This is a genomic window from Cuneatibacter caecimuris (assembly GCF_004216775.1).
Lineage (GTDB): Bacteria > Bacillota > Clostridia > Lachnospirales > Lachnospiraceae > Cuneatibacter > Cuneatibacter caecimuris.
Genome location: NZ_SGXF01000003.1, coordinates 25477 through 47278 on the forward strand (window position 1 = coordinate 25477; position 21802 = coordinate 47278).

Here is a 21802-nt window from a genome sequence, read left to right on the forward strand (position 1 = left end):
ATGTTAGAGGAATTAGTGCGCAGAGCCAGATCCTGCAGGAGGTTTGAGGAAGAAGTCCCCTTGGGTATGCAACAGCTGGAACAACTGATTGATATGGGCAGGCTTTCCCCTTGCGGGGCCAACAAACAGTACATAAAATATGTGGCCAGCTGCAGCAGGGAAATCAATGAAAAAATATTTTCCTGCCTGGGCTGGGCAGGATACCTGCCGGAATGGGACGGACCGGAACCGGGAGAGCGTCCGGCTGCTTATATTGTGATGCTCCGGGACAGAGAAATCCAGGAAGCCATGACTGCAGACGAGGGGATTGCTGGTCAGAGTATCTTTTTGGGAGCCGCAGAAATGGGGTTGGGAGGGTGCTTTCTGATGAATGTGCAGAGGAAAAAGCTGGCCGGTATCCTGGGATTGGATGAAAATCGGTTTGCGGTGAGCATGGTAATCGCCCTGGGCGTTCCAAGAGAAGAAGTGAAGATCGTCCCTTTGGGAGAGGACGGGGATATCAGATATTACAGGGATGAAAACCAGGTGCATTATGTGCCCAAGCGCAGCCTGGAGGAGGTACTGGTTCAGAAATGGGGGTCTGAAGATGAAAAGTGAAGTCAGAATCTTTCTGGCCGGGGATTCCACAGTCCAGAGTTTCGACGAAGACAGCAGGCCCCAGGCCGGATGGGGCGAGAAATTGTGCGCAGCCATGTCCGGCATAGAGCCGGAGGTATCCCGTCCCCAGGACGTACCCTTTGATCAGGTCCGGCGCTATGTGGTTCCCGGACTGACGGTAGAAAACCATGCGAAATTTGCAAGGAGCAGCCGGACCTTCTGGGAAGAAGGCAGGCTGGATTGTCTGGAACAGAGGCTGCGCCCGGGAGATTTTTTGTTTATGCAGTTTTCTCATAATGACGCCAACAGGGATAAGAAGGAGCGATATGTGCCGGCTGAGGAATTTGAAAGCTGGCTGCTGCGCTATGTAGATGTCTGCAGGAAAAGGAGAGCCGCCTGTGTCCTGGTGACCCCCATTGTAATGCGTGATTTCGACGCATTGGGACATCTGCATTTTAGTTTTCCGGAATACAGGCAGGTTATGCTGAAAATGGCTGAAAAGGGAATTGCGCCTGTATTGGATCTGGGGGCGGTTACCAGGGAATATTGTGAACAACTTGGCCCTGAGAAGACGAAGGAAATTTTTCTCTGGGCAGAACAGGGAGAATATCCCTGCGGCAAATACTGCGGGGGCGTAGAGGATAACGCTCATCTCCAGGAAAAAGGAGCGGAAGTATTTGCCGGCCTGCTGGTCCGGGAGATACTGGCCAGCGGAGAAGAAGCACTGGCTCCCCTGAAGAAGTATTTGGAAGAAAAGGAGAATTGCCGCTGTTAAAAGTCCGCTTTGTTCTGCCTCCGCATATAATGTGGAGAAGGAGGTAGGAACATGAATGTAGTAGAAAAGTGGGCTGAGGCGAATAAAAATTTTGACCGCGGCAAAATGCAGGTGGAGAAATTGGTGGTGCACAGTCCGGGGACCGCACAGCCGGATGCGGATAAGCTGTTTGAATATTATAACAACCCCGCTGTCAATGCACTGCCCCATGCGTTTCTGGAGCGATCGGGCAGAGTGCTGGAAGTGATGCCCTGGGATAATGTGGGCGCGCATGTGGGGGCTGGGCCAAAGGGAGGCTGGAACGGCCTGTCAATCGGGGTGGAGGTCTGCGAACCGGCAGGACACACGTATTTGCCAAACAGCGGAACAATGGTGGGATATGACGTGAAGGCCAACGCGGCCTATTTTGCTGATATCTATGAGCAGGCGATCCAGTTATTTGTGTATCTCTGCGAGAGATACGGGCTGACGGAGAGGGATATCTATTGCCACGCCGAGGTGCACCGCCTGGGCTATGGCAGCAACCACATTGATATTGAGCACTGGTGGCCGAAGCACGGGAAGAATATGGATACCTTCCGGGCGGATGTGGGAGCGCGGCTGAGAGGAGAGAGCCCGGCACAACCGGATGAAGAGTATGGGCCGGGAATGTACCAGGTAATTGTGCCGGATTTGACGATCAGAAAAGGCCCGGGAACAAATTATGAAGAAACCGGGCATATTACAGATGAAGGCGCGTATACAGTTACAGAAATTCAGAACGGATACTGGGGAAGGCTGAAATCAGGCGCGGGCTGGATTTCTGTATATGAAAAATACTGCCGTAAGCTTTCGGGTGAACAGGAAGGCCAGGAAAAACTCCCTGCGATGGTGAAAGTGAAAGAAGATCTGAATATACGAAGCGGTCCTGGGACTGACTACCCTGTCCTGGGAGTGATCCGCGACCAGGGGAGCTATACGGTGGTCCAGACATCGGCAGGAAACGGCGCCGATCTCTGGGGCAAGCTCAAGAGCGGCGCGGGCTGGATCGCTTTGGGCGGCGACTTTACTAGTCAGCCACAATAAATAAAAGAAAAGCAGCGAACAAGGGGGGGCATGCCATGGCCTGCTCCCCTTTTGTTTCAACTCTCAGGTTTTACATAATTTTTCTATAGTTGAGTGCGGGCCTTATAATTTTCTCCCCAATTCCACATTGCGTCCAGAATCGGCTTCAGGCTTCTGCCCAGATCTGTCAGCGAATATTCGACTCGGGGAGGGACTTCCGCATATACGGTGCGGATCAGCAGGCCGCTGCGCTCCATGTCCCGGAGCTGTGCAGTCAGCACTTTCTGAGAAATAGTTCCGATGGACTTTTTCAATTCTCCAAACCGTTTGGTGCCGGGCATCAAATCTCGCAAAATCAATACTTTCCATTTATCTCCTATCAGCATCAGAGTAGTTTCTACCGGACAGGCAGGAAGGCCTTTTTGTATTTCATGTTCACTCATAAGTGAGTTCTCCTTACACTAGTCACTTTTTGATCCTATGATTCTGATTATACAGTATGTTTGTTTTGGGGTCAAGGATTCCTGAAAAAAGCAGTGTGCCTGGTAATTCCGAACTTGCATCAGGACGTAATGGTTTCCTTCAGGTAACTATAGTACAATAAAGTGCGTACTTTAAAATCAATAACCAAAGGCATAAAATAGGGGCATAGAAAATCGTTATTGATATTTTTAGTAAAGCGGAGGAGATATTCCATGTTCAGAGAGAAACAGTCCCCGGTGTTTATCAGAAGTTATTCAGAGCAGGTTGGCAGGCTGGAACAAGAGATAAAGAACGCGGAAGCCCTTGTGATCGGCGCTGGCGCCGGATTGTCTGCCGCTGCGGGAATGAACTATAAAGGACAGCGGTTTGAAAAAAACTTTTCGGATTTCGAAAAGAAGTACGGCATTGAGGATATGTATTCAGGCGGTTTTTATCCCTATGATACATTAGAAGAATATTGGGCCTGGTGGAGCAGGCAGATCATGGTCAACCGTTATGAAGCCGGTGTGGGCAAGCCTTATTGTGATTTGCTGAAACTAGTAAAAGGGCGGGATTATTTTGTGATCACAACGAATGTTGACCATCAGTTTCAGCTTGCTGGATTTGATAAGAAAAGGCTGTTCTATACCCAGGGCGATTACGGCCTGTGGCAGTGTTCCGTACCCTGCCATCGAAAAACCTACGACAATGAAACAGAAGTCCGGAAGATGGCGGCCCGGCAGAATCATATGAAAATCCCCTCCGAACTGATTCCCAGGTGCCCGGTCTGCGGCGCTCCGATGACCATGAACCTGCGCTGCGACGGGAGCTTTGTCCAGGACGGCGGGTGGTATGCTGCTTCTGAAAGATATCACGATTTTATTCAGAATCACAAAAAACAGCATGTTTTGTTTTGGGAGTTGGGCGTGGGGATGAATACCCCGGGAATTATTAAATATCCATTCTGGCAGCTTACGGCGGAGAATCCTGCTGCGATATATGCCTGTGTCAATAAAGGGGAGGCATATTGCCCAAAAGAGATTGAGATGCAGTCCATCTGCATGAATGAAGATATTGGAACTGTGTTAGAGGAATGTATACCATAAAAGGAAACACCATATCAAAAACCCCGCAACCGCAGGAAATCTGCACTTCCTTGCAATTACGGGGTTTTCTGTTATAATGGAGACAACGGGGCTCGAACCCATGACCTCTCGCGTGTGAGGCGAACGCTCTCCCAGCTGAGCTATGCCTCCATAGAACAATATTATTTTACTACATCTGCGGGAAATGTCAATAAGTTTTTTCAGAAATTTGTAAGAAAACCAGCCGGATTCTTTCAGATTCGGCAATTATAATAAAAACATCATGAGTGGGCTGATTTGCTCTGGGAGGAAAATATGTACCGTATTTTAGTGTGCGATGATGACAAGGAGATTGTAGACGCAATTGAGATTTATCTTGGACAGGAGGGGTATCAGGTAGTAAAGGCCTACGATGGAATGGAGGCGCTGCATATTCTGAAAAATCAGGAAATCCATCTGATTATCATGGATATCATGATGCCGAAAATGGATGGGATCAGGGCGACTTTTAAGGTGAGAGAAGAAAGCTCCGTGCCGATTATCATGCTGTCCGCCAAGTCTGAGGATACAGACAAAATACTGGGATTGAATATCGGAGCGGACGATTATCTGACAAAGCCTTTTAACCCTTTGGAACTTATCGCCAGGGTGAAATCCCAGCTCCGCCGTTATACAAAGCTGGGCGCAATCGGCACAGAGGAGAGCAGCAAGGTGTATAAGACCGGCGGTCTGTGGATAGATGATGAGAAAAAAACAGTTACCGTGGACGGCGAACAGGTGAAAATGACGCCTATTGATTATAAGATCCTGCTCTTTCTGGTAAAGAACGCCGGAAATGTATATTCCATTGACCAGATCTATGAACAGGTATGGGGGGAAGAAGCGTTTGGAGCCGATAATACGGTCGCAGTGCATATCCGCCGCATCCGTGAGAAAATTGAGATAAACCCCAGAGAGCCCAGGTATTTGAAGGTGGTCTGGGGGATTGGCTACAAGGTTGAAAAATTTGCACAGGAGGAATAACATTGAAGCATAATTGGAAAAGTTCACGGCTGCTCCGCCTGTTTTTAGGAAGCGTACAGGTGATATCTGCTGTGATTCTTATACTTTTTGCCTCAGTTCTGGTTCAGATATCCGATGCGATTTCCGGAGCGTTGAAAAATCAGCCGGTGGAGCAGAGCAGCGGCTTCAAACGCTATGTGGAGGCGGATCTGGAAAGGCTGCAGAAGTATCTTCAGGAGAGAGAAAAGCGCAGCATAGAGGGGAGAGATGAGAATCAGCCTGTAATTTATATTTACAATGAGGACAGAACGAAGGAGATCCAGATTACCAGACAGGAAGTTCTGGCCATGGAGGAAGGCGGAATTTATTTTTATCAGTCAGGCGATAAATATGTGTTTGGCGGCGGGAATGTGAAAAAGGAGATGACTTTTGAGGAGGAAGAGGGCTGGTACGCGCAATCTCCGGAGATGGGGTATATTACCAGTCAATATGGTCTGGAAGATTTGTTTTATGATGAAATATATTCGTGGATGAACCGAATTTATGCGGAAGAACTGTCTTATCAATCAGAGGAAGAATTCTACATGAACTTCACTGAAGAATCCTCAAACTTCAGATATTATGTAGAAGATAAAAAAACCGGCAAGTCCGTGCTGGCCTGTGGGATAAAAGATCTGCAGGATGCGGAAGGAATGCGGTATTTCAAAAACGTAGACACCGGGTCATACAGGATTGCCTATGGGGTGGACGGTATGATGCCGGCGGCAGATAAGTATCAGGACTATATTGCGGATTATTCTAATGCCGAAAAGTGGCAGACTTTCATGATTGCCCTGCTTTTGACGGGCGGATTGGGGTGGCTGGTTTCTCTGGTCCTGCTGCTGGCCTGTACCGGCTATAAAAAACACAAAGAAGGTATTGTGCTGACCAGAATGGATCATATGAGGCTGGAGGGTTACACCTTTCTGCTGGTGATCGGAGTATTTGGATTGTGGACGGTTTTAATGGTGCCCATCGGGATATTAGGCAGCGGAATAGGCAGCAGCAGTTCGGCTGTGTATCAGGTAATTATGAATGCCAGTGTGATGGGCGCTGTTTATCTTGGATGTTATTGGCTGCTGTTTACCTGTGTACGCCGGTTCAAGGCGCATACTTCTCTGGCTGATAATTTCCTGCTGCTATCAGGGGCGAGGGCTGTGCTGCGCTGGCTGAGGGAGGGCTTTAAAGCTCTTTATAAAGACCGGAATATGTCCGGGAGAGTGATACTGGGCTTTGTGTCCTACGTATTGGCCAGCACATTTCTTCTGCTATTGTGGGACAGCACATACAGCGGTTTTATGAGGCTGATCCTGTTCCTGCTTCTGGCTGCGCTGAATATAGGGACTCTGGCGCTGCTGCTGAGATATGTGGGACAGCGCAGAAAGATTTCCGAAGGAGCAGAAAAGCAGGCGGAGGGAGACTGGGACCATCAGATTGACACCGCAGGGATGTGGGCAGAGGAAAAGACTTTGGCGGAAAGCATTAACCAGATGGGCGCGGGCCTGCAGAAGGCAATTGATTCCGCCACCCGCAATGAACGGATGAAGACGGAGCTGATTGTAAATGTATCTCATGATATCAAGACCCCTCTGACCTCGATCATCAATTATGTGGATCTGATCAGAAGGGAAAACTGTGAAAATGAAAATATCCGCAAGTATATACAGATCCTGGATCAGAAATCCCAGCGTTTGAAACAGCTGACAGAGGATCTGGTAGAAGCCGCAAAGGCCAACACGGGGAATATTGAGCTGAACGTGGAGCGCCTGGATATGGTGCAGCTGCTGAAACAGGCTATGGGAGAACTGGAGGATAAATTCGCGGCTAGAAATCTTTTGGTAGTGCCAAATCTGCCGGAAGAAGGGGCATTAATCCTGGCAGACGGAAGGCGTTTATGGCGGGTGTTTGAAAATCTGTTGAATAATATCTGCAAATACGCCATGCCGGGGACCAGGGTTTACCTGGATATGTGCAGGAGTAATGGCATGGCCGCTGTGGTCATGAAAAATATTTCTGAAAGCCCGCTGAATATTCCGGCGGATGAATTGACAGAGCGTTTTACCAGAGGGGACGCTTCCCGCAGCACTGAGGGCAGCGGCCTGGGGCTTTCTATTGCCAAGAGCCTGACAGAGCTGATGGGCGGGCGGCTGGAACTGTATCTGGATGGAGACCTGTTCCGGGCTACTGTGGAATTCCCTGAGATTATCAGAACAGAAGAACCGAAGGTGCCGGACGGGGGAGAGAAAAAAGAAGAGACAGCAGTTGTTTCCCCCTGGGAAGAGGAATAGAATGGAATTTTTGAAAGGCCACTTGCAAAAGTGGCCTTTCAACGCTATAATAAGCTAAAGTATTCTGTGAGGAGGAAAAAAGATGATTGAATTATTCAAACACGGCGCGTATCTGCTTCACGGCAGCGAGCTGGTGGAGGATACGCCGGATGCGGCAGCAGTGCTGCAGCAGAAGCTGGGGCGGATTCCATCCAGAGAAGAAGCCGCGCAGCAGACTATGGCATATGGAATTTTAAAGGCTCATAATACATCCGGAAATATGGAAAAACTGAAGGTGAAATTTGACTGCCTGACGTCTCATGATATTACTTTTGTGGGAATCATCCAAACAGCAAGGGCAAGCGGACTGCAGGAATTCCCTGTGCCCTATGTGCTGACAAACTGCCATAACAGCCTTTGCGCTGTGGGCGGGACAATCAATGAAGATGATCACATGTTCGGCCTTTCCTGTGCGAAAAAGTACGGCGGCATTTATGTGCCTCCCCACCAGGCGGTGATTCACCAGTTCGCCCGGGAAATGCTGGCTGGCTGCGGGAAAATGGTTTTGGGCTCTGACAGCCATACCCGCTATGGAGCGTTAGGGACCATGGCAGTGGGGGAAGGCGGCCCGGAACTGGTCAAACAGCTGCTGCGCAAGACTTACGATATCAACATGCCGGGAGTTGTTGCGGTTCATCTGACCGGGAAACCCCAGAAGGGCGTGGGCCCGCAGGATGTGGCGCTGGCCATCATCGGCGCAGTATTCGCCAATGGCTATGTGAACAACAAAGTGATGGAGTTTGTGGGAGACGGTGTATCCAACTTGAGCGCGGATTTCCGGATCGGCGTGGATGTGATGACGACAGAGACAACATGCCTGTCTTCTATCTGGACCACAGACGGAGAGATCAGAGATTTCTATGAGATTCATGGCAGAAGCGGTGAATATAAAGAGCTGAAGCCCGGGGATGTGGCTTATTACGACGGCGTGGTAAAAGTAGACCTGAGCGAAATCAAACCCATGATCGCCATGCCGTTCCATCCCAGCAATGTCTATACCATTGAAGAGATGAACGCCAATCTGGAAGATATTCTTGCGGATGTGGAAAAGAAGGCCCAGGTAAGTCTGAGCAATAACAATATAGAGTTCAAACTGCGGGATAAAATCCGGGACGGCAGATTGTACGTGGATCAGGGCATTATTGCTGGCTGCGCGGGCGGCGGTTTTGAAAATATCTGCGATGCGGCGGATATTTTAAAGGGGAAGAGCATCGGTGCGGATGAATTTACGCTGAGCGTATACCCGGCTTCCCAGCCTGTCTATATGGAGCTGGTGAAAAACGGCCGTGTGGCTCAGCTGATGGAAACAGGAGCGATCGTAAAAACCGCATTCTGCGGCCCTTGTTTCGGGGCTGGTGATGTGCCTGCCAACCGAGGGCTGAGTATCCGCCATTCCACACGTAATTTCCCCAACCGGGAAGGATCAAAGGTGACAAACGGCCAGATCGCTTCCGTAGCCCTGATGGACGCGCGTTCTATTGCCGCTACAGCCGCCAATAAGGGGTATCTTACTGCAGCCACGGATGTGGATGTTGACTTTACGAAGCCGAAGTATTTCTTCGATAAGAATATTTATGCCAACCGTGTTTATAACGGCGTGGGCAAGGCGGACCCTGCCCAGGAAATCAAGCTGGGGCCTGGGATCAAGGACTGGCCTGAGATGGTGGCGCTGACTGAGGATATTCTGCTGCGGGTGGTTTCCGTCATTCACGACCCGGTGACCACTACAGACGAGCTTATCCCTTCCGGAGAAACCTCTTCCTACCGCTCCAATCCGGAAGGCCTGGCAGAATTTACTCTTTCCCGGAAAGACCCTGGGTATGTAGGCCGGGCGAAGCAGGTGCGCGCAGCGGAAACGATCCGCCGGACCAATGCCTGCCCCATGCAGGAGGACCAGGAAATTGGAAATGCGTTCCGCAAGGTGAAAGAATCTTACCCGGACCTGAAGGCCAGGGAAACAGGGATCGGGACAGCGATCTATGCGGTGAAGCCAGGGGATGGATCTGCCCGCGAGCAGGCCGCCTCCTGCCAGAAGGTGTTAGGCGGTTGGGCCAATATCGCAAAAGGATATGCTACAAAGCGCTACCGTTCTAATCTGATTAACTGGGGCATGCTGCCATTCCTGCTGGATGATGAAGAACTTCCTTTTGAAAATCTGGACTTCCTGTTTATTCCCGGAATCCGTAAGGCAGTGAAGGAAAAAGCAGAAACTATTACCGGTTATGTGGTGAAGGATAAACTTGTTCCTTTTACCCTTCGGCTGGGTGAGCTGACAGATGATGAAAGAGAGATTATCCTGGACGGATGCCTGATTAATTATTATCGAAATCATTGACTTAACTGACCGCATTTTTCCGGCCGTCTGACATAACATGAGAAGCCGCTCTCCCGATTAACACAGTTACTTGGGAGAGCGGCTGCTTTATGCCCTGACGCAGGGCAGTAATGAGAAATGAACGATATGAAAAAGCCCTTACTTAGGCAGAAAATCGGATCTGGTTCACAAAACGGCGGTCTCAGGCGCTTTCAGCCATTGCAGGGTATCAGCAATTGTGGTTCTCAGGCTGCGGGGCCAGTATCCCAGCTCTTTGGTAGCTTTGTCATGAGAAAATTTGCTGTTGCTTTTCAGTGTGTACAGAGAGTAGCGGGTATATAAAGGACGTTCTTTTCTTCGTTTTGATATCCATTCAAACAGCGGAGCAAAGGCTTCCGCCATCCAAATCGGCAGTACCGGCAGGCGGCGTCCTCCTTCAATTTCCCGGACAAGGGACAGAATGCTTTTGATATCGTAGTATTTTCCGGACAGGATATAACACTCCCCGGTCCTTCCTTTTTCTGCCGCCAGCAGGCATCCCTGGGCCACGTCCCGCACATCTACAATATCATAACCGCCCCGGACACAGGCGGGAAGGCGGCCTTTCCGATAATCTGACACCATTTGAACCAGATGATTTCTGGAACTGTCATAGGGCCCCAAAATTCCGGATGGCTGGACGACCACCGCATTCAGGCCCAGGGGAACCAGATTCAGAACAGCCTGTGTAGCGGCAGCCTTTGTTTTGGCGTATCCTCCTACCACCGAGGCAGGCGTAAAATGCCGGATTTCCTTCAGGGTTCCCTTTATGCCTTTTTCTGGAATCGCGTGTACCGAACTGACATAGATAAAACGATATACCTTGTATTTCAGCGCCATCTCAGCAATTCTAATGGTTCCCTCCACATTAATTTCTTCCATTTTTCTGGTAAGTCCCTTTGAAATATCAATTAATCCTGCGGTATGGAATACAGTAACCTGGAAACCCTCAGTATTTTCAAACAGGGGGGACAGAGTGGAGGAATCCCGGACATCCCCTTTAAAGTAGGTGATGTTACCGTGGTTTTGAACTGCTTCGTCCGGCAGAACCAGGCCGCGGACCTGGCAGTCCTGATGCTCCAGAGAGCGCAGAAGCGTGCTTCCCAAATGGCCATTAGCCCCTGTGACAATATAAAGTTTCTTCATAATAGACACCTCTTTCAAATAACAAACACACTGTTGATTTACTTTCTTATCTGTATTATAATAAGAACAGCAGATGGCTGCAACCATCAGATATTAGCCTGATGCCCGATTTTTGAACAAACTATACATCAGGTGTTGAAAAGGAGCGGAAGTTTTGAAAAAGTTAATAAATGACCACAGAATAAAGGTTACAAAAATGCTGATTCGAAAAGCATTTCTGAGCTTGCTGGAGAAAAAACCCATTCAGAGCATTTCCGTAAAGGAACTGTGTGAGGAGGCAGGCTTGAACAGGGGGACTTTTTATAGCCATTATTCAGATATTTATAAACTGAAGGAGGATATAGAAGAAGATATGCTGCAGGGGTTCCGCCAGGCTCTGGAACCCTTAGAGGAAATGGATGAAGCGCAAAGGACTCCGGTGAGGATTACTACGGAAGTGTTCCGCTGTCTGAAAGAAAATTCTGATCTGTGCACAGTTACCCTGGGACCATATGGGGATAAGGCCTTTGCGCTGAAACTTCTTCAGATTGGCAGGGAAATATGTGTGGAAAGCTACTCGCGGTATTTTCAGAACACTACGCCTAGACAGATTGAATACTTCTATGCTTTTGCAAGTTCCGGCTGTATCGGTATCCTGCAGAAATGGCTGGCGGACGGAATGACAGCCGCGCCGGAAGAAGTTGCGGAAATGGCGGAATGTATGATGACCAGCGGAATGGGATTTTTATGCGGCAGAAAGCCGGAGTGGCCTGTCGGCCGCATATAATCCTCAGCATGCGGGTTTCATCTGTTTTTCAATTGGATGGGATCAGTCGATCAATTCCCTGGAGATGATATCAGAGTTTGCCCGGGCCTGTTTCAGAAGGACCTGGTAATGCAGCTGCGCCGCATTGATCTGATAAATGCAGCAGTCGATCATTTCCGGATCAGTGACTTGATCCAGATGGTTCTGGGCCAGCGCCAGGCTTTCCCGGGCGGAAAGAAGTTCCCGGCGGAAATCCAGACGTCTCAGCTGTTCCTGGCGGGCTGCGGCTTTTTTAGCGGATAATGCTCTGGGGCGAGGTAACATGGCAAATCCTCCTGTTATGATTGATTTTTGTTATTGTCCTGCTAAAACATATGAGGACAGGCAGGGAAATATGTCCTGTGCGGTATTTTTATTTTTTCTTGCAGCAGGGTGATAGGGATGCAGGGATGTAAAAAATGAAAGATTTACAATATAAAGGAAGGAACCGACGGTGCGAACCACAAGTGAACATGATTTCCCAGGGGGATTCGCACCTGATAAGATGAGTATATTTGACGACAAAAGGGTGAAAAAGAGGAATGTGTATTGATGATCTCTTTCGAATGTGGTAATATTGAACAATAGGCAGGGCGCAGAGGGAATGATAATTGTGCTCGTTTGCTGTCGAAGCCTTGCGTAGGCTTCGTGGATTGAAATAGCGGGTCTATATGATCGATCGGGTGCGGATAGAGTCGAAGCCTTGCGTAGGCTTCGTGGATTGAAATAGAATAATCCATATTAGTAAAAACACTGTACTTTGTCGAAGCCTTGCGTAGGCTTCGTGGATTGAAATCTGCGTTTCTAAGGAGTACCCCTCCCGGGCTTGATCGTCGAAGCCTTGCGTAGGCTTCGTGGATTGAAATTCTCACACAATACAATTCCTGAATAATATGCTCAAGTCGAAGCCTTGCGTAGGCTTCGTGGATTGAAATAGTGATAATGTAATATCACTCATATCTCTGCGCGTCGAAGCCTTGCGTAGGCTTCGTGGATTGAAATAAAAATCCAGTCAAGCATGATTTATCACCTCCCAGTCGAAGCCTTGCATAGGCTTCGCGGATTGAAATTTTGGAGGTTTTTACCATTAATGCATTTACCATGTTGAAGCTTTGCACTGGTTCTGGATTTTAATATTTATAAAACCAAAGTTTTTTAGATAAAAATTAATAATTATTAAAATTCAGGAAAAAGTAAGAACAGTAAAGAAAAAATTAATTTTGGAAAATGAGGAAGGCATGGTATAATGTGAATGACATTGTACTTAAGCAAGCAAAGCACAGCGCTCCTGATAATATAAGCGCTGGATAGTTGCATCGCTGCTGAGCAAATGCCGCCTCCGTTCCGTTATGCGGGATGATAGAAATCCCATCCCCGGCCCTTATCCTCTGCCGCCCGGGCATAACGGAGCATTGAAAATTCGCATATAGAGCAACAGTTTGGTAAAAGGAGGAAATTTTATGTGGGATGATGACAAATTAGAAGAAACAGAAATTGAAGAATACGAGTCTGAACAGGAGGAATATCCCGGCGGGCAGGAAATATACCAGATGGATGCTCCGCAGCAAAAACGCCGCCAGGACAAGCCTTCAGGCAATGGGAGCAGGGACGGGCAGCGCAGCGGCAACCGCGCCGCAAGACCCCGGAAAAGTTCAGCTGCCAGAGAAAGAGCAGAGCGGGAGGCCCGGCGGGAGGCACAGCAAAGAATGAAGAAAAAGAGACGCCGCCGCCGGATCAGAAGAGTTTTTATGCTGATTTTTTTGATTCTTCTGCTGCTCGTAGTAGCCGCAGGAGGCCTGATTTGGAGCAAACTGTCCAAGATGCAGCGGGCATCCATTTCAGATGATCAGATCGTGAAAAATACCATGGCGGATGGGAAGCCTGTAAACCTCAAAGGATACACTAATATCGCTTTATTCGGTGTGGATGCCCGGGACGGTTCCAGGATCGGCAAGGAAATGCACGCGGATACAGATATTGTGCTGAGCATTAACAATTTAACAGGGGAGATCAGGCTGATTTCCGTGTACAGGGATACTTATCTAAATGTAAATGAAGCAGACGATATGTACAGAAAACTGACAGAAGGCTTTTACTACTATGGCCCGGAAGAGGCTATGAACGCCCTGAACCGGAATCTGGATCTGGATATTGAAGACTATGTTGCCGTAAACTGGGCGGCTGTGGCAAACGCCATCAATATTTTAGGAGGCGTGGAAATTGATGTGACTGCTGAGGAACTGCCCTATCTGAACGGCTACTGTACAGAAACTTCAGCAAGTACCGGAATCCCCACCACTCAGTTGGCTCAGCCCGGGCTGCAGACACTGGACGGAGTACAGGCTGTATCTTACTGCCGTATCCGCTATATCGGCATGGATTACCAGCGCACGGAGAGACAGAGGACAGTTCTGTCTCAGATGTTTACCAAAATGAAGCATGCAGGTGTGGGAACATTGATGCGGCTGGTGGATGAAATCCTTCCCCAGGTTTCCACCTCACTTTCAGGGGGCGAGATGACCTGGATGGGGCTGAACCTGTTCCGTTATCATTTAGGCACAAGCATGGGCTTTCCTTATGATAAAGTTGCGATGACGGTTCCCGGGAAAAATGACTGCGTAGTACCAAAAACCCTGCTTTCTAACGTGACAAGGCTCCACGAGGAAATGTTCCCTGGCCTGGAATATACGCCTTCTGCAAAAGTACAGCAGATTTCGCAGCGCATAATTTCCGATACAGGAGTCCAATGATGCAGGTTTGATGGGAAAAAGATGTATAATCAGGGGGAGACGGAGGTTTGTGATGAATCGTATTTTAATTGTGGAAGACGAAAAGCCCATCTCCCGCCTGATTGAATATAGTCTGTCCGGAGCGGGTTATCAGTGTGTCTGCGCTTATGATGGGGCAGAGGCTGCTATTTTGCTGGAACAGCAGAATTTTGATATGGTGCTGTTGGATATTATGCTGCCTGAAATCAGCGGGTTTGAGCTGATGGAATATATCCGCCCTACCGGCGTGCCTGTCATTTTTCTGACTGCGAAGTCAGATGTTAAGGACCGGATCAAAGGCCTGCGGTTGGGCGCGGATGATTATCTGGGGAAGCCCTTTGAAATCATGGAACTGCTGGCCAGAGTGGAAACAGTGCTGAGGAGGTGCCATAAACTGGATTCCAGTCTTTCTATGGATGGAGTAGAGGTGGACTTACTTTCCAGAACGGTAACAAAAGACGGAGACGCTGTTTCCTTAACTCAGAAAGAATATGGAATTTTAGTGCTGTTTCTTCAGAATCCGGGAATTGCACTTTTCCGCGAACGCATTTATGAACAGGTTTGGGGAGGCGAATATCAGGGGGACAGCAGAACCGTTGACCTACATGTCCAGCGCATGAGAAGGAAACTGAGCTGGGAAAACAAAATCGTGCCAGTTTACAAGGTGGGATACAGACTGGAGGTGCACCGTTGAAACTGCGCTGGAAGATTTTTTTTGCCATGCTATTGGTGGTGCTGCTGACATTCAGCCTAGGCGCCACCTTTTTAATATCTGTTACTTTTCATAGTACGTTGAACCGTGAAAAACAGAGCGCAGAGAGCCAGAATCAGCTGATGCGCGCCTCTGTTGCTGCGCTTTTGGCTTCTGTTCAGACGGATCAGTGGGAAAATCGGAAGGAAACAGTTCAAAATGTGATGAAGGAACTGTCAGATTCTCCTGAGAAAGACGCTTTTGTGCGTATCCGTGAAAAAGACAGTGTGCTTTATGAGCAGGCAGGCTGTCCTGCAGAATTGCCGGAAGAATTGCCGGATACGGAAGAAATGATGCAGACAATGAGCCAGACTGGGGAAAACTGGAATTTAAGAACAGTCAGTTCTTTGACTGTAAACGGCACAGTTCTCTATGTGGAGAATTGGAGAAATGTAAACGGAATCTTTGCTGATCGTGAAAATTTGGTCCGGATTTACCGGTGGATTGTTCTGGGCGCGGCAGCAGGAACAGCATTGGTGAGCCTTTTAATCTCTTTCTGGATTGCCGGGCCTGTCAGCAGGCTGTCAAAAGTTGCCCGGGAAATAGCGGGAGGAAATCTGGAAGCAAGGGCCGGAGCAAGGAGAAAAGATGAATTGGGGATGCTGGCTTTAGACATCAACCAGATGGCGGAGCATTTGGAAGAAGATTTTTCCCGCCTGCAGGAGAAAAATGAGCAGCAGGAACGATTTATCGGAAATTTCGCACACGAATTGAAAACGCCGCTCACTTCAATCATAGGTTATGCCGATATGCTGCGCCTTCATAAAAATGATCCTGAATTTACGGTGGAAGCTGCGGGATATATTTTTTCAGAGGGAAAACGTCTGGAACATTTATCTGCTAAGCTTCTGGAAATTATTCTGTTAAAGCAAGGACAGATTGAGAAAAAGAAAATTGCCGCAGGGACTTTTTTGGAGCATCTTTCTGCCCTTCTAAAACCAGTGCTTTCGGAAAAGAATTTACACCTGTATATAGATATTTCACCAGAGGGCGCCGCTTTGTATGGAGATGAAGAACTGATGGAAACTGTTTTTTTAAATCTGATCGATAACTCCAGAAAGGCATGCCAGAAGGGTGGGAATATCTGGGTACGGATTTTGGAGGAAAATAACGCTGTTACAGCCGAGGTAAAAGATGACGGAAGAGGGATGGAGCAGTCAGAATTGCCGAAACTGACAGAAGCTTTCTATATGGAAGATAAGTCACGCAGCCGCCGCCAGGGAGGCGTCGGGCTTGGCTTGTCTGTTTGTGCTGAAATTGTCAGGCTTCATGGGGCCAGGATGAGTTTTGACAGCAGACCTGGAAAAGGAATGCGTGTACGCCTGATTTTTCCTATATCACAAAACTCTCCGGAGGATTGCACTGTAATTGGTCTGAGAGGAGCCGGAAGATGAATCGGATCTGGAAAAAAGTACTGGCGGCGGCAGGGATGGCCGCCGGAATTGGGATTTTGTTCTGGGGCAGCATAGAACTGCCTGGAAAAGTCTTTTCTATGCAGGACGGCATGAGAGAACAGGAGATGGTCCTGTCTGATTTGAAGCCCATTGAGCTGGCGCTTTCAGAGAACCCTGAAAAGATTCCGCTTACTTTGGAAGAAAAGATGAAGATTGTCAATGAAACTGGTTTGGTCATGGCGTATGTTGAGGTTCGCCCCGATAAAGACAAGCTTGAAAATTCTTATGACAGTTTTCCTGCGGTAATATTAGAAAATATTCAGGATTTTATTCAGTGGGGAAACGGACCTTTGAAGGTGAAAGGAGAATATACGGTTAATGATGGGGATACGCAGGAAGCAATATCATCCGCTGTCACCTGGCAGGCGCGTCCTGTGCTGTTCTGTGACAGCGAGGAATTAAAAAGGCAGTTTTGGGTCTGGAATTTTTCAATTATTATTGACGGGTGGCAATGGGACGGCTGGCTGGATGATAAAACGGGAAAGATCGTGGGCATATTCGGAGGACAAAATTCAGAAACAGGGTATGATTTCCTGAAAAAGTATTACGATTCACAGGGATTGCTTGATATGACAGAGTGATGCAAATATGATGGAACGGGCTGATAGAATCAAACTATTCAATGATGAGGAGGCCTGTTTTATGCAAAAGAAAAACAGAATTAAATGGGGAATGATTCTTGCTGCTGCTGTTCTGCTGTCCGGCTGCGGTAAGAAAGAAGCTTTGCAGGGGAGCATGACACCCAGCCAGTCCTATGTGGAGAGCACCAGGGAAAAGCTGCCGGTAGGAACCGAAGCAGCCGGCAAGGGAAAACAGGTGAAAGTTCCGGACTGGGTGGATGTTCAGATCATTCCTGTGCACGGCGTGGCGCGCAGGGGAGAAAAATTGGAAGGAGTAAAAAATATTGTGCTCCATTATGTTGGGAATCCCGGTACCACAGCCCAGAACAACCGGGATTTTTTTGCCGGTGATCAGGCAGAGGTGAGCGCGCATTTTGTAGTGGGACTGAATGGTGAAATTATTCAATGCGTACCTTTGGACGAAAAGTCTTCGGCCAGCAACTTCAGAAACAAGGATACGATTTCAATAGAAACCTGCCATCCGGATGAGACTGGAAAATACACGGAAGCTACTTACCGCGCGGAAGTAAAGCTGGTAGCATGGCTGTGTCAGACCTATGGCTTGACAGAAAAAGATGTGATCCGTCATTATGATGTGACCGGGAAAGAATGCCCTAGATATTTTGTTCAGCATGAGGATGCCTGGGAGCAGTTCCTGAAAGATGTGGGAAAAGCTCTGGCAAGTGCATGATAAAACAATACCAGGAAATAATTATAGTCCTGTGCCAGGAACCGTAGGAAAGCGGGTGTCAGAAGATAACCTGATTTTTAATTGCATAGGAAACTGTTCTTCCTATGCAGCAAAATCCTTCGGAGGATCGCACTGCGGCATAAGGAATTATGTCGCTTGTGCGACACGCCGCAGGCGGGAAATCCTGTTCGTGGGATTTTTTACAGTTCGTCTTTTGCAGGGAATTTTTCATAAGAGTTACAGATTGTTACAGGGTATTGACTTATTAAAATAACGGAGTAAAATGATACTCACAATTCATATTTCCTATTGAGGCGCCTGCCTCTTCTTGCAGCATATGCTGCTCTGGCGGAATGATCCGTCCTGGCTGTCTCGGCCAATTTACTATTATCTTGTTAAAATTAAAAGAAATTGCAAGGGGGATTTTGCGTACGTTTTTATGGGGGGAATGAGCTTGGCACTTCATATTACATTTCTGATCACTTTAATGGTGAGCGCTCTGTGGGATATCCGATGCAGAAGGATTCCTTCGGAAGTGCTGTGGTTTTCAGCCGTCTGCGGCCTGGTACTTTCATGGGGGCGCGGGGGCCTGATTCAGTTTATTTTGTTTCCGCTGAGAACTTTTATTGGATTTGTTCCATTTGTTTTACTGTTCCGCGTTGGGGCGCTGGGGGGAGGTGATGGTAAACTTCTGGGGCTTGGCGCAGGATATTTCGGCCTGAAGGCATATGTTCGGATTGCATTATGGTCTCTGCTGCTGGGAGCTGTATATGGACTGGTCAGGATGCTGCTGCAGCGGAGTCTCATCAGCAGGCTGCGCTGTTTTATAGGCCATTGCCGGAGAGCTGTTTTATGTAGAACATGGACTCCTTATGATGTGCCTGTACAGGACAGGAATAAGGCATCAATCTGCTTTTCCGGAGCAGTGGCGGCCGGATTTTTCTGCTATTTGTTTTTCTGAGGGGGGATAGAGTGAAAAGAATTTTGGCAGTTTACGATACAGATACCGCCTATGGGGACAGGCTTACATCCTATCTGAATACCAGGACCAGCCATCCTTTTCAGATGGTTGCGTTTACCTCCAGGCAGGCATTGGTCAGCTATTTGGATAAACGCCATGTGGATGTGCTGCTGATCAGTCAAAATGTGATTTCTGAAGAAATACTGAGAAAAGATATCGGACAGATCATGCTTCTGACGGAAGGCGATGTGCTGAAGGAACTGAGCCGGTATCCTGCAATTTACAAGTACCAATCATCAGACAGCGTTATCCGGGAAGTGGTGCAGGCATATGGAAGTCAGGAGGAAATATCCTGCGCGGTATGCCGGTCCACAGAACGGATTGCAGTGTATTCACCGCTGGGCCGCTGTATGAAGACCTCCTTATCTCTGGTTTTAGGAGAAATGCTGTCCAGAGAAAAAAAGACAGTATACTGTAGTTTGGATGCATTTTCAGGTTTGTCGTCCATCCTGGGGGGAGAAGGAGAGGAAGATCTGTCTGATGCGCTTTATTTTTTCCGTCAGGGGGATCTCCAATCCAAAATTCATTCCATGCTGAGAACACATCACAGTCTTGATTATCTGGCCTCAGCCAGATGCCCGGAAGATCTTCATCAGGTATCAGCGGGAGATTTAAATGCGGTACTGGATCTGCTGGAGCAGTCCGGGGCATATCAGTGCAGTGTAATAGACGTGGGCGGGTTTGTTACTGACGTGGCTCACATTCTGGAATGCTGCAGCAGGATTTACATGCCGGTAAAGGAAGACACAGTATCATTGGCAAAGCTTCGGGAATATGAACGATATATGCTGCAGGCGGGGAAAGAAGAGGTGATGCTCCGAACAGAAAAGCTGAAGCTGCCTTACAGCCATTGTTTTGGCGGGGGCGAGGTCTATCTGGATCAACTGGTTTGGGGGGAATTTGGAGACTATGTGCGCAGCAGACTTTGCTAGAAAAGGTCAGGATATACGAGGATATCTGGCGGAGAAAGTAGAAAAACGGCTGGACCCTGCCGCGATGCCGGAGGATTCTGAACTGCGGGATATGATTGCCCGGGTTATGACGGAAGAAAGCAGAGATATCTGCATCACAGCTGTGGAAAAGGCAGAGCTGAGCAGAGAACTGTTTCATTATTTTCGGGGACTGGATGTTTTAAGCCCGCTTCTGGAGGATGACAGCATATCCGAAATTATGGTCAATGGTTATGACAGAATTTTTGTGGAAAAAGAAGGAAAAATTCAACGCTGTGACAAGGCTTTTACATCCTCGGAAAGGCTGGAAAATATTATTCAGCAAATTGTCTCCGGTATAAACAGACAGGTGAATGCCCGCTCTCCTATAGCGGACGCCAGACTGCCGGACGGTTCCAGAGTAAATATTGTTCTGCCTCCCGCCGCCCTGGACGGTCCGGTGGTGACAATCAGAAAATTTCCGTTTCATGCCATTGGGATGGAAGAGCTGATCTGCCTGGGATCTATTACGGAAGAGGCCGCGGCATTTCTGGAAATTCTGGTGAGAGCGGGTTACAACATTTTTATCAGCGGCGGGACCGGCTCCGGCAAGACAACATTTCTGAATGCAGTATCCGCCTATATTCCATCGGATGAGAGGGTGATTACCATAGAAGACTCTGCAGAACTTCAGCTGAAAGGCATTCAAAACCTGGTTAGACTGGAAGCCAGGAGCGCGGATATGGACGGTATGCTGGAAATAACCATCAGGGATCTTGTGCGTACGGCGCTGCGGGCACGTCCCGACCGTTTGCTGATCGGAGAGATTCGCGGACCGGAAGCGCTTGATCTGCTTCAGGCTATGAACACAGGGCATGATGGTTCTATTTCCACAGGACATGCCAATTCTGCCAGAGATATGCTGTCCAGAATTGAAACAATGGTGCTGATGGGGATGGATCTGCCGCTGCAGGCAGTGAGAGGGCAGATTGCCTCTGCGCTGGACATAATGGTACACCTGGGAAGATTACGGGACCGGACCAGAAAGGTACTGTCTATCGAAGAAGTAACTGGGCTGCATGAAGGAGGAATAGGTCTGGGGGAACTATATATTTTTCGGGAATCGGGTGAGAAAAATGGGAAAGTGGAAGGAAAATTGGAAAGGACGGAGCGCCGATTGGAAAATACGGCCAAGCTCCAGGCGGCCGGGCTGCAGGAACAGCTGCGGAGGGTGGAATGCAGAGGAGTTCCTGCGCTGCCTGTTTCAGGGAATCATTCTGATGACGGCAGTCACCTATGAGTTTTATCATAGTTTCTGGGCTCCCCTGGTCTGCAGTCCCTGGCTGATCTGGTATTTGTCCGAAGGAAAGAAAAAATACAGTATGAAGCGCCAGGAACTTTTGCGCCGGCAGTTCAGGGATATGACGCTTTCCCTTTCGGGTTCCTTATCTGCGGGATTTTCCGTGGAAAATGGAATGGAGGAAGCGGAAAAGGAGATGAAGCAGTTATGGGGAAGCAGCAGTCTGATTTGTAAAGAACTGAGCAGGATGAAGAACAGGATGGGCTTGGGTAAAAGCCTGGAGAGTGCATGGCTTGATTTTGGGAGAGAGAGCGGACTGGAAGATGTGGAAGATTTTGCACAGATTTTTGCAGTGCTCAAAAAGACAGGAGGTGATTTTTCGGGGAATTTGAAACGTACTGCAGAACAGATAGGAGAGAAAATCCGGACGGAACAGGAGATCCAGACACTGATCGCGTCCCGGAAACTGGAGCTGCGTATTATGAATTGGGTTCCGGTGGGTATATTGCTATATTTGAATTTTAGCGCCCCGGAATTACTGGGGGTGATGTATGAAGGGGCAATGGGCCGATGCGTCATGACTGCCTGCTTAGCAGTATATCTGGGCGCCTGTGCAATGGGCAGAAGAATTACAGAAATTTCCGTGTGAGACAT

General features: G+C 48.4%; 20 protein-coding genes, 1 tRNA gene and 1 CRISPR repeat array. Of the genes, 17 read left to right on the forward strand and 4 right to left on the reverse strand.

Annotated features, from left to right (window positions below):
* Genes EV209_RS08410 through EV209_RS08420 form a run of 3 tightly spaced genes read left to right on the forward strand, consistent with a single transcriptional unit; the run spans position 1 to position 2437 of the window.
* Positions 1–597, forward strand: a complete 597-nt coding sequence (locus EV209_RS08410) for a nitroreductase family protein (protein WP_130435024.1) — start codon at positions 1–3, stop codon at positions 595–597.
* Positions 587–1372 carry a rhamnogalacturonan acetylesterase gene (locus EV209_RS08415; protein WP_130435025.1) on the forward strand — a complete coding sequence of 262 codons (786 nt, stop codon included), beginning with the start codon at positions 587–589 and terminating at the stop codon, positions 1370–1372. Before EV209_RS08410 ends, EV209_RS08415 begins: the two co-directional genes overlap by 11 nt.
* Positions 1373–1423: 51 nt before the next feature.
* Complete coding sequence (locus tag EV209_RS08420) at positions 1424–2437, forward strand: N-acetylmuramoyl-L-alanine amidase (protein ID WP_130435026.1); 1014 nt, start codon at positions 1424–1426, stop codon at positions 2435–2437.
* Positions 2438–2520: 83 nt separating this feature from the next.
* Here EV209_RS08420 and EV209_RS08425 read toward each other — a convergent pair whose 3' ends face one another.
* Positions 2521–2859, reverse strand: a complete 339-nt coding sequence (locus EV209_RS08425; RefSeq protein ID WP_130435027.1) for a winged helix-turn-helix transcriptional regulator — start codon at positions 2857–2859, stop codon at positions 2521–2523.
* Between the two features lie 252 nt (positions 2860–3111).
* On the opposite strand from EV209_RS08425, the gene EV209_RS08430 reads away from it, so the two are divergent.
* Positions 3112–3984, forward strand: a complete 873-nt coding sequence (locus EV209_RS08430) for an SIR2 family NAD-dependent protein deacylase (RefSeq protein WP_130435028.1) — start codon at positions 3112–3114, stop codon at positions 3982–3984.
* 77 nt (positions 3985–4061) lie between these two features.
* On the opposite strand, the gene EV209_RS08435 is transcribed toward EV209_RS08430, so the two are convergent.
* Positions 4062–4134: transfer RNA gene (locus EV209_RS08435), tRNA-Val, on the reverse strand.
* Positions 4135–4278: 144 nt separating this feature from the next.
* On the opposite strand from EV209_RS08435, the gene EV209_RS08440 reads away from it, so the two are divergent.
* The 3 genes from EV209_RS08440 (at position 4279) to EV209_RS08450 (ending at position 9666) form a co-directional block, all read left to right on the forward strand.
* Positions 4279–4986: a response regulator transcription factor gene (locus EV209_RS08440; RefSeq protein WP_130435029.1), complete on the forward strand. Its 708-nt coding sequence runs from the start codon at positions 4279–4281 to the stop codon at positions 4984–4986.
* A gap of 2 nt (positions 4987–4988) precedes the next feature.
* On the forward strand, positions 4989–7292 hold the full coding sequence (locus tag EV209_RS08445; RefSeq protein WP_130435030.1) for a sensor histidine kinase: 2304 nt from the start codon (positions 4989–4991) through the stop codon (positions 7290–7292).
* An 82-nt stretch (positions 7293–7374) separates the two neighbouring features.
* Complete coding sequence (locus EV209_RS08450; protein WP_130435031.1) at positions 7375–9666, forward strand: hydratase; 2292 nt, start codon at positions 7375–7377, stop codon at positions 9664–9666.
* A 165-nt stretch (positions 9667–9831) separates the two neighbouring features.
* On the opposite strand, the gene EV209_RS08455 is transcribed toward EV209_RS08450, so the two are convergent.
* On the reverse strand, positions 9832–10830 hold the full coding sequence (locus EV209_RS08455; protein WP_130435032.1) for an NAD-dependent epimerase/dehydratase family protein: 999 nt from the start codon (positions 10828–10830) through the stop codon (positions 9832–9834).
* Positions 10831–10984: 154 nt separating this feature from the next.
* On the opposite strand from EV209_RS08455, the gene EV209_RS08460 reads away from it, so the two are divergent.
* Complete coding sequence (locus tag EV209_RS08460) at positions 10985–11596, forward strand: TetR/AcrR family transcriptional regulator (protein ID WP_243647553.1); 612 nt, start codon at positions 10985–10987, stop codon at positions 11594–11596.
* A gap of 42 nt (positions 11597–11638) precedes the next feature.
* Here the strand turns inward: EV209_RS08460 and EV209_RS08465 are convergent, their stop codons facing one another.
* Entirely contained in the window at positions 11639–11899 is a 261-nt protein-coding gene (locus EV209_RS08465) for a DUF2508 family protein (protein ID WP_130435033.1), read from the reverse strand.
* A 341-nt stretch (positions 11900–12240) separates the two neighbouring features.
* Positions 12241–12684: a CRISPR direct-repeat array (repeat unit 34 nt; unit sequence GTCGAAGCCTTGCGTAGGCTTCGTGGATTGAAAT).
* Positions 12685–13074: 390 nt separating this feature from the next.
* Between EV209_RS08465 and EV209_RS08470 the strand changes: the two genes are divergently transcribed.
* The 9 genes from EV209_RS08470 to EV209_RS08510 all read left to right on the forward strand — a co-directional run bounded on the left by EV209_RS08470 (position 13075) and on the right by EV209_RS08510 (position 21797).
* The gene (locus tag EV209_RS08470; RefSeq protein WP_130435034.1) at positions 13075–14364 is read left to right on the forward strand and encodes an LCP family protein; all 1290 of its coding nucleotides are present in this window, start codon (positions 13075–13077) and stop codon (positions 14362–14364) included.
* A 52-nt stretch (positions 14365–14416) separates the two neighbouring features.
* Positions 14417–15076, forward strand: coding sequence for a response regulator transcription factor (locus EV209_RS08475; RefSeq protein ID WP_130435035.1), 660 nt, complete (start codon positions 14417–14419; stop codon positions 15074–15076).
* Positions 15073–16527: a sensor histidine kinase gene (locus EV209_RS08480; RefSeq protein ID WP_130435036.1), complete on the forward strand. Its 1455-nt coding sequence runs from the start codon at positions 15073–15075 to the stop codon at positions 16525–16527. The genes EV209_RS08475 and EV209_RS08480 overlap by 4 nt, the downstream gene beginning before the upstream one ends.
* Positions 16524–17168: a hypothetical protein gene (locus EV209_RS08485; protein ID WP_130435037.1), complete on the forward strand. Its 645-nt coding sequence runs from the start codon at positions 16524–16526 to the stop codon at positions 17166–17168. The genes EV209_RS08480 and EV209_RS08485 overlap by 4 nt, the downstream gene beginning before the upstream one ends.
* A gap of 61 nt (positions 17169–17229) precedes the next feature.
* Complete coding sequence (locus EV209_RS08490; protein ID WP_243647554.1) at positions 17230–17898, forward strand: peptidoglycan recognition protein family protein; 669 nt, start codon at positions 17230–17232, stop codon at positions 17896–17898.
* Between the two features lie 454 nt (positions 17899–18352).
* On the forward strand, positions 18353–18859 hold the full coding sequence (locus EV209_RS08495; RefSeq protein ID WP_165388868.1) for a prepilin peptidase: 507 nt from the start codon (positions 18353–18355) through the stop codon (positions 18857–18859).
* A gap of 11 nt (positions 18860–18870) precedes the next feature.
* Positions 18871–19851, forward strand: a complete 981-nt coding sequence (locus EV209_RS08500; protein WP_130435039.1) for a P-loop NTPase family protein — start codon at positions 18871–18873, stop codon at positions 19849–19851.
* Entirely contained in the window at positions 19829–21148 is a 1320-nt protein-coding gene (locus EV209_RS08505; RefSeq protein WP_130435040.1) for a TadA family conjugal transfer-associated ATPase, read from the forward strand. Before EV209_RS08500 ends, EV209_RS08505 begins: the two co-directional genes overlap by 23 nt.
* Positions 21129–21797: a type II secretion system F family protein gene (locus EV209_RS08510; protein ID WP_165388869.1), complete on the forward strand. Its 669-nt coding sequence runs from the start codon at positions 21129–21131 to the stop codon at positions 21795–21797. Before EV209_RS08505 ends, EV209_RS08510 begins: the two co-directional genes overlap by 20 nt.
* The last annotated feature ends 5 nt before the right edge of the window (positions 21798–21802 follow it).

Bases quoted from the DNA above. Each gene is read 5' to 3' on its own strand.
- EV209_RS08490 (WP_243647554.1), top strand. From the start codon at position 17,230: ATGCAAAAGAAAAACAGAATTAAATGGGGAATGATTCTTGCTGCTGCT.
- EV209_RS08455 (WP_130435032.1), bottom strand. From the start codon at position 10,830: ATGAAGAAACTTTATATTGTCACAGGGGCTAATGGCCATTTGGGAAGC.
- EV209_RS08415 (WP_130435025.1), top strand. From the start codon at position 587: ATGAAAAGTGAAGTCAGAATCTTTCTGGCCGGGGATTCCACAGTCCAG.
- EV209_RS08475 (WP_130435035.1), top strand. From the start codon at position 14,417: ATGAATCGTATTTTAATTGTGGAAGACGAAAAGCCCATCTCCCGCCTG.
- EV209_RS08425 (WP_130435027.1), bottom strand. From the start codon at position 2,859: ATGAGTGAACATGAAATACAAAAAGGCCTTCCTGCCTGTCCGGTAGAA.
- EV209_RS08440 (WP_130435029.1), top strand. From the start codon at position 4,279: ATGTACCGTATTTTAGTGTGCGATGATGACAAGGAGATTGTAGACGCA.
- EV209_RS08505 (WP_130435040.1), top strand. From the start codon at position 19,829: ATGTGCGCAGCAGACTTTGCTAGAAAAGGTCAGGATATACGAGGATAT.
- EV209_RS08430 (WP_130435028.1), top strand. From the start codon at position 3,112: ATGTTCAGAGAGAAACAGTCCCCGGTGTTTATCAGAAGTTATTCAGAG.
- EV209_RS08465 (WP_130435033.1), bottom strand. From the start codon at position 11,899: ATGTTACCTCGCCCCAGAGCATTATCCGCTAAAAAAGCCGCAGCCCGC.
- EV209_RS08410 (WP_130435024.1), top strand. From the start codon at position 1: ATGTTAGAGGAATTAGTGCGCAGAGCCAGATCCTGCAGGAGGTTTGAG.
- EV209_RS08485 (WP_130435037.1), top strand. From the start codon at position 16,524: ATGAATCGGATCTGGAAAAAAGTACTGGCGGCGGCAGGGATGGCCGCC.
- EV209_RS08510 (WP_165388869.1), top strand. From the start codon at position 21,129: ATGACGGCAGTCACCTATGAGTTTTATCATAGTTTCTGGGCTCCCCTG.
- EV209_RS08420 (WP_130435026.1), top strand. From the start codon at position 1,424: ATGAATGTAGTAGAAAAGTGGGCTGAGGCGAATAAAAATTTTGACCGC.
- EV209_RS08470 (WP_130435034.1), top strand. From the start codon at position 13,075: ATGTGGGATGATGACAAATTAGAAGAAACAGAAATTGAAGAATACGAG.
- EV209_RS08450 (WP_130435031.1), top strand. From the start codon at position 7,375: ATGATTGAATTATTCAAACACGGCGCGTATCTGCTTCACGGCAGCGAG.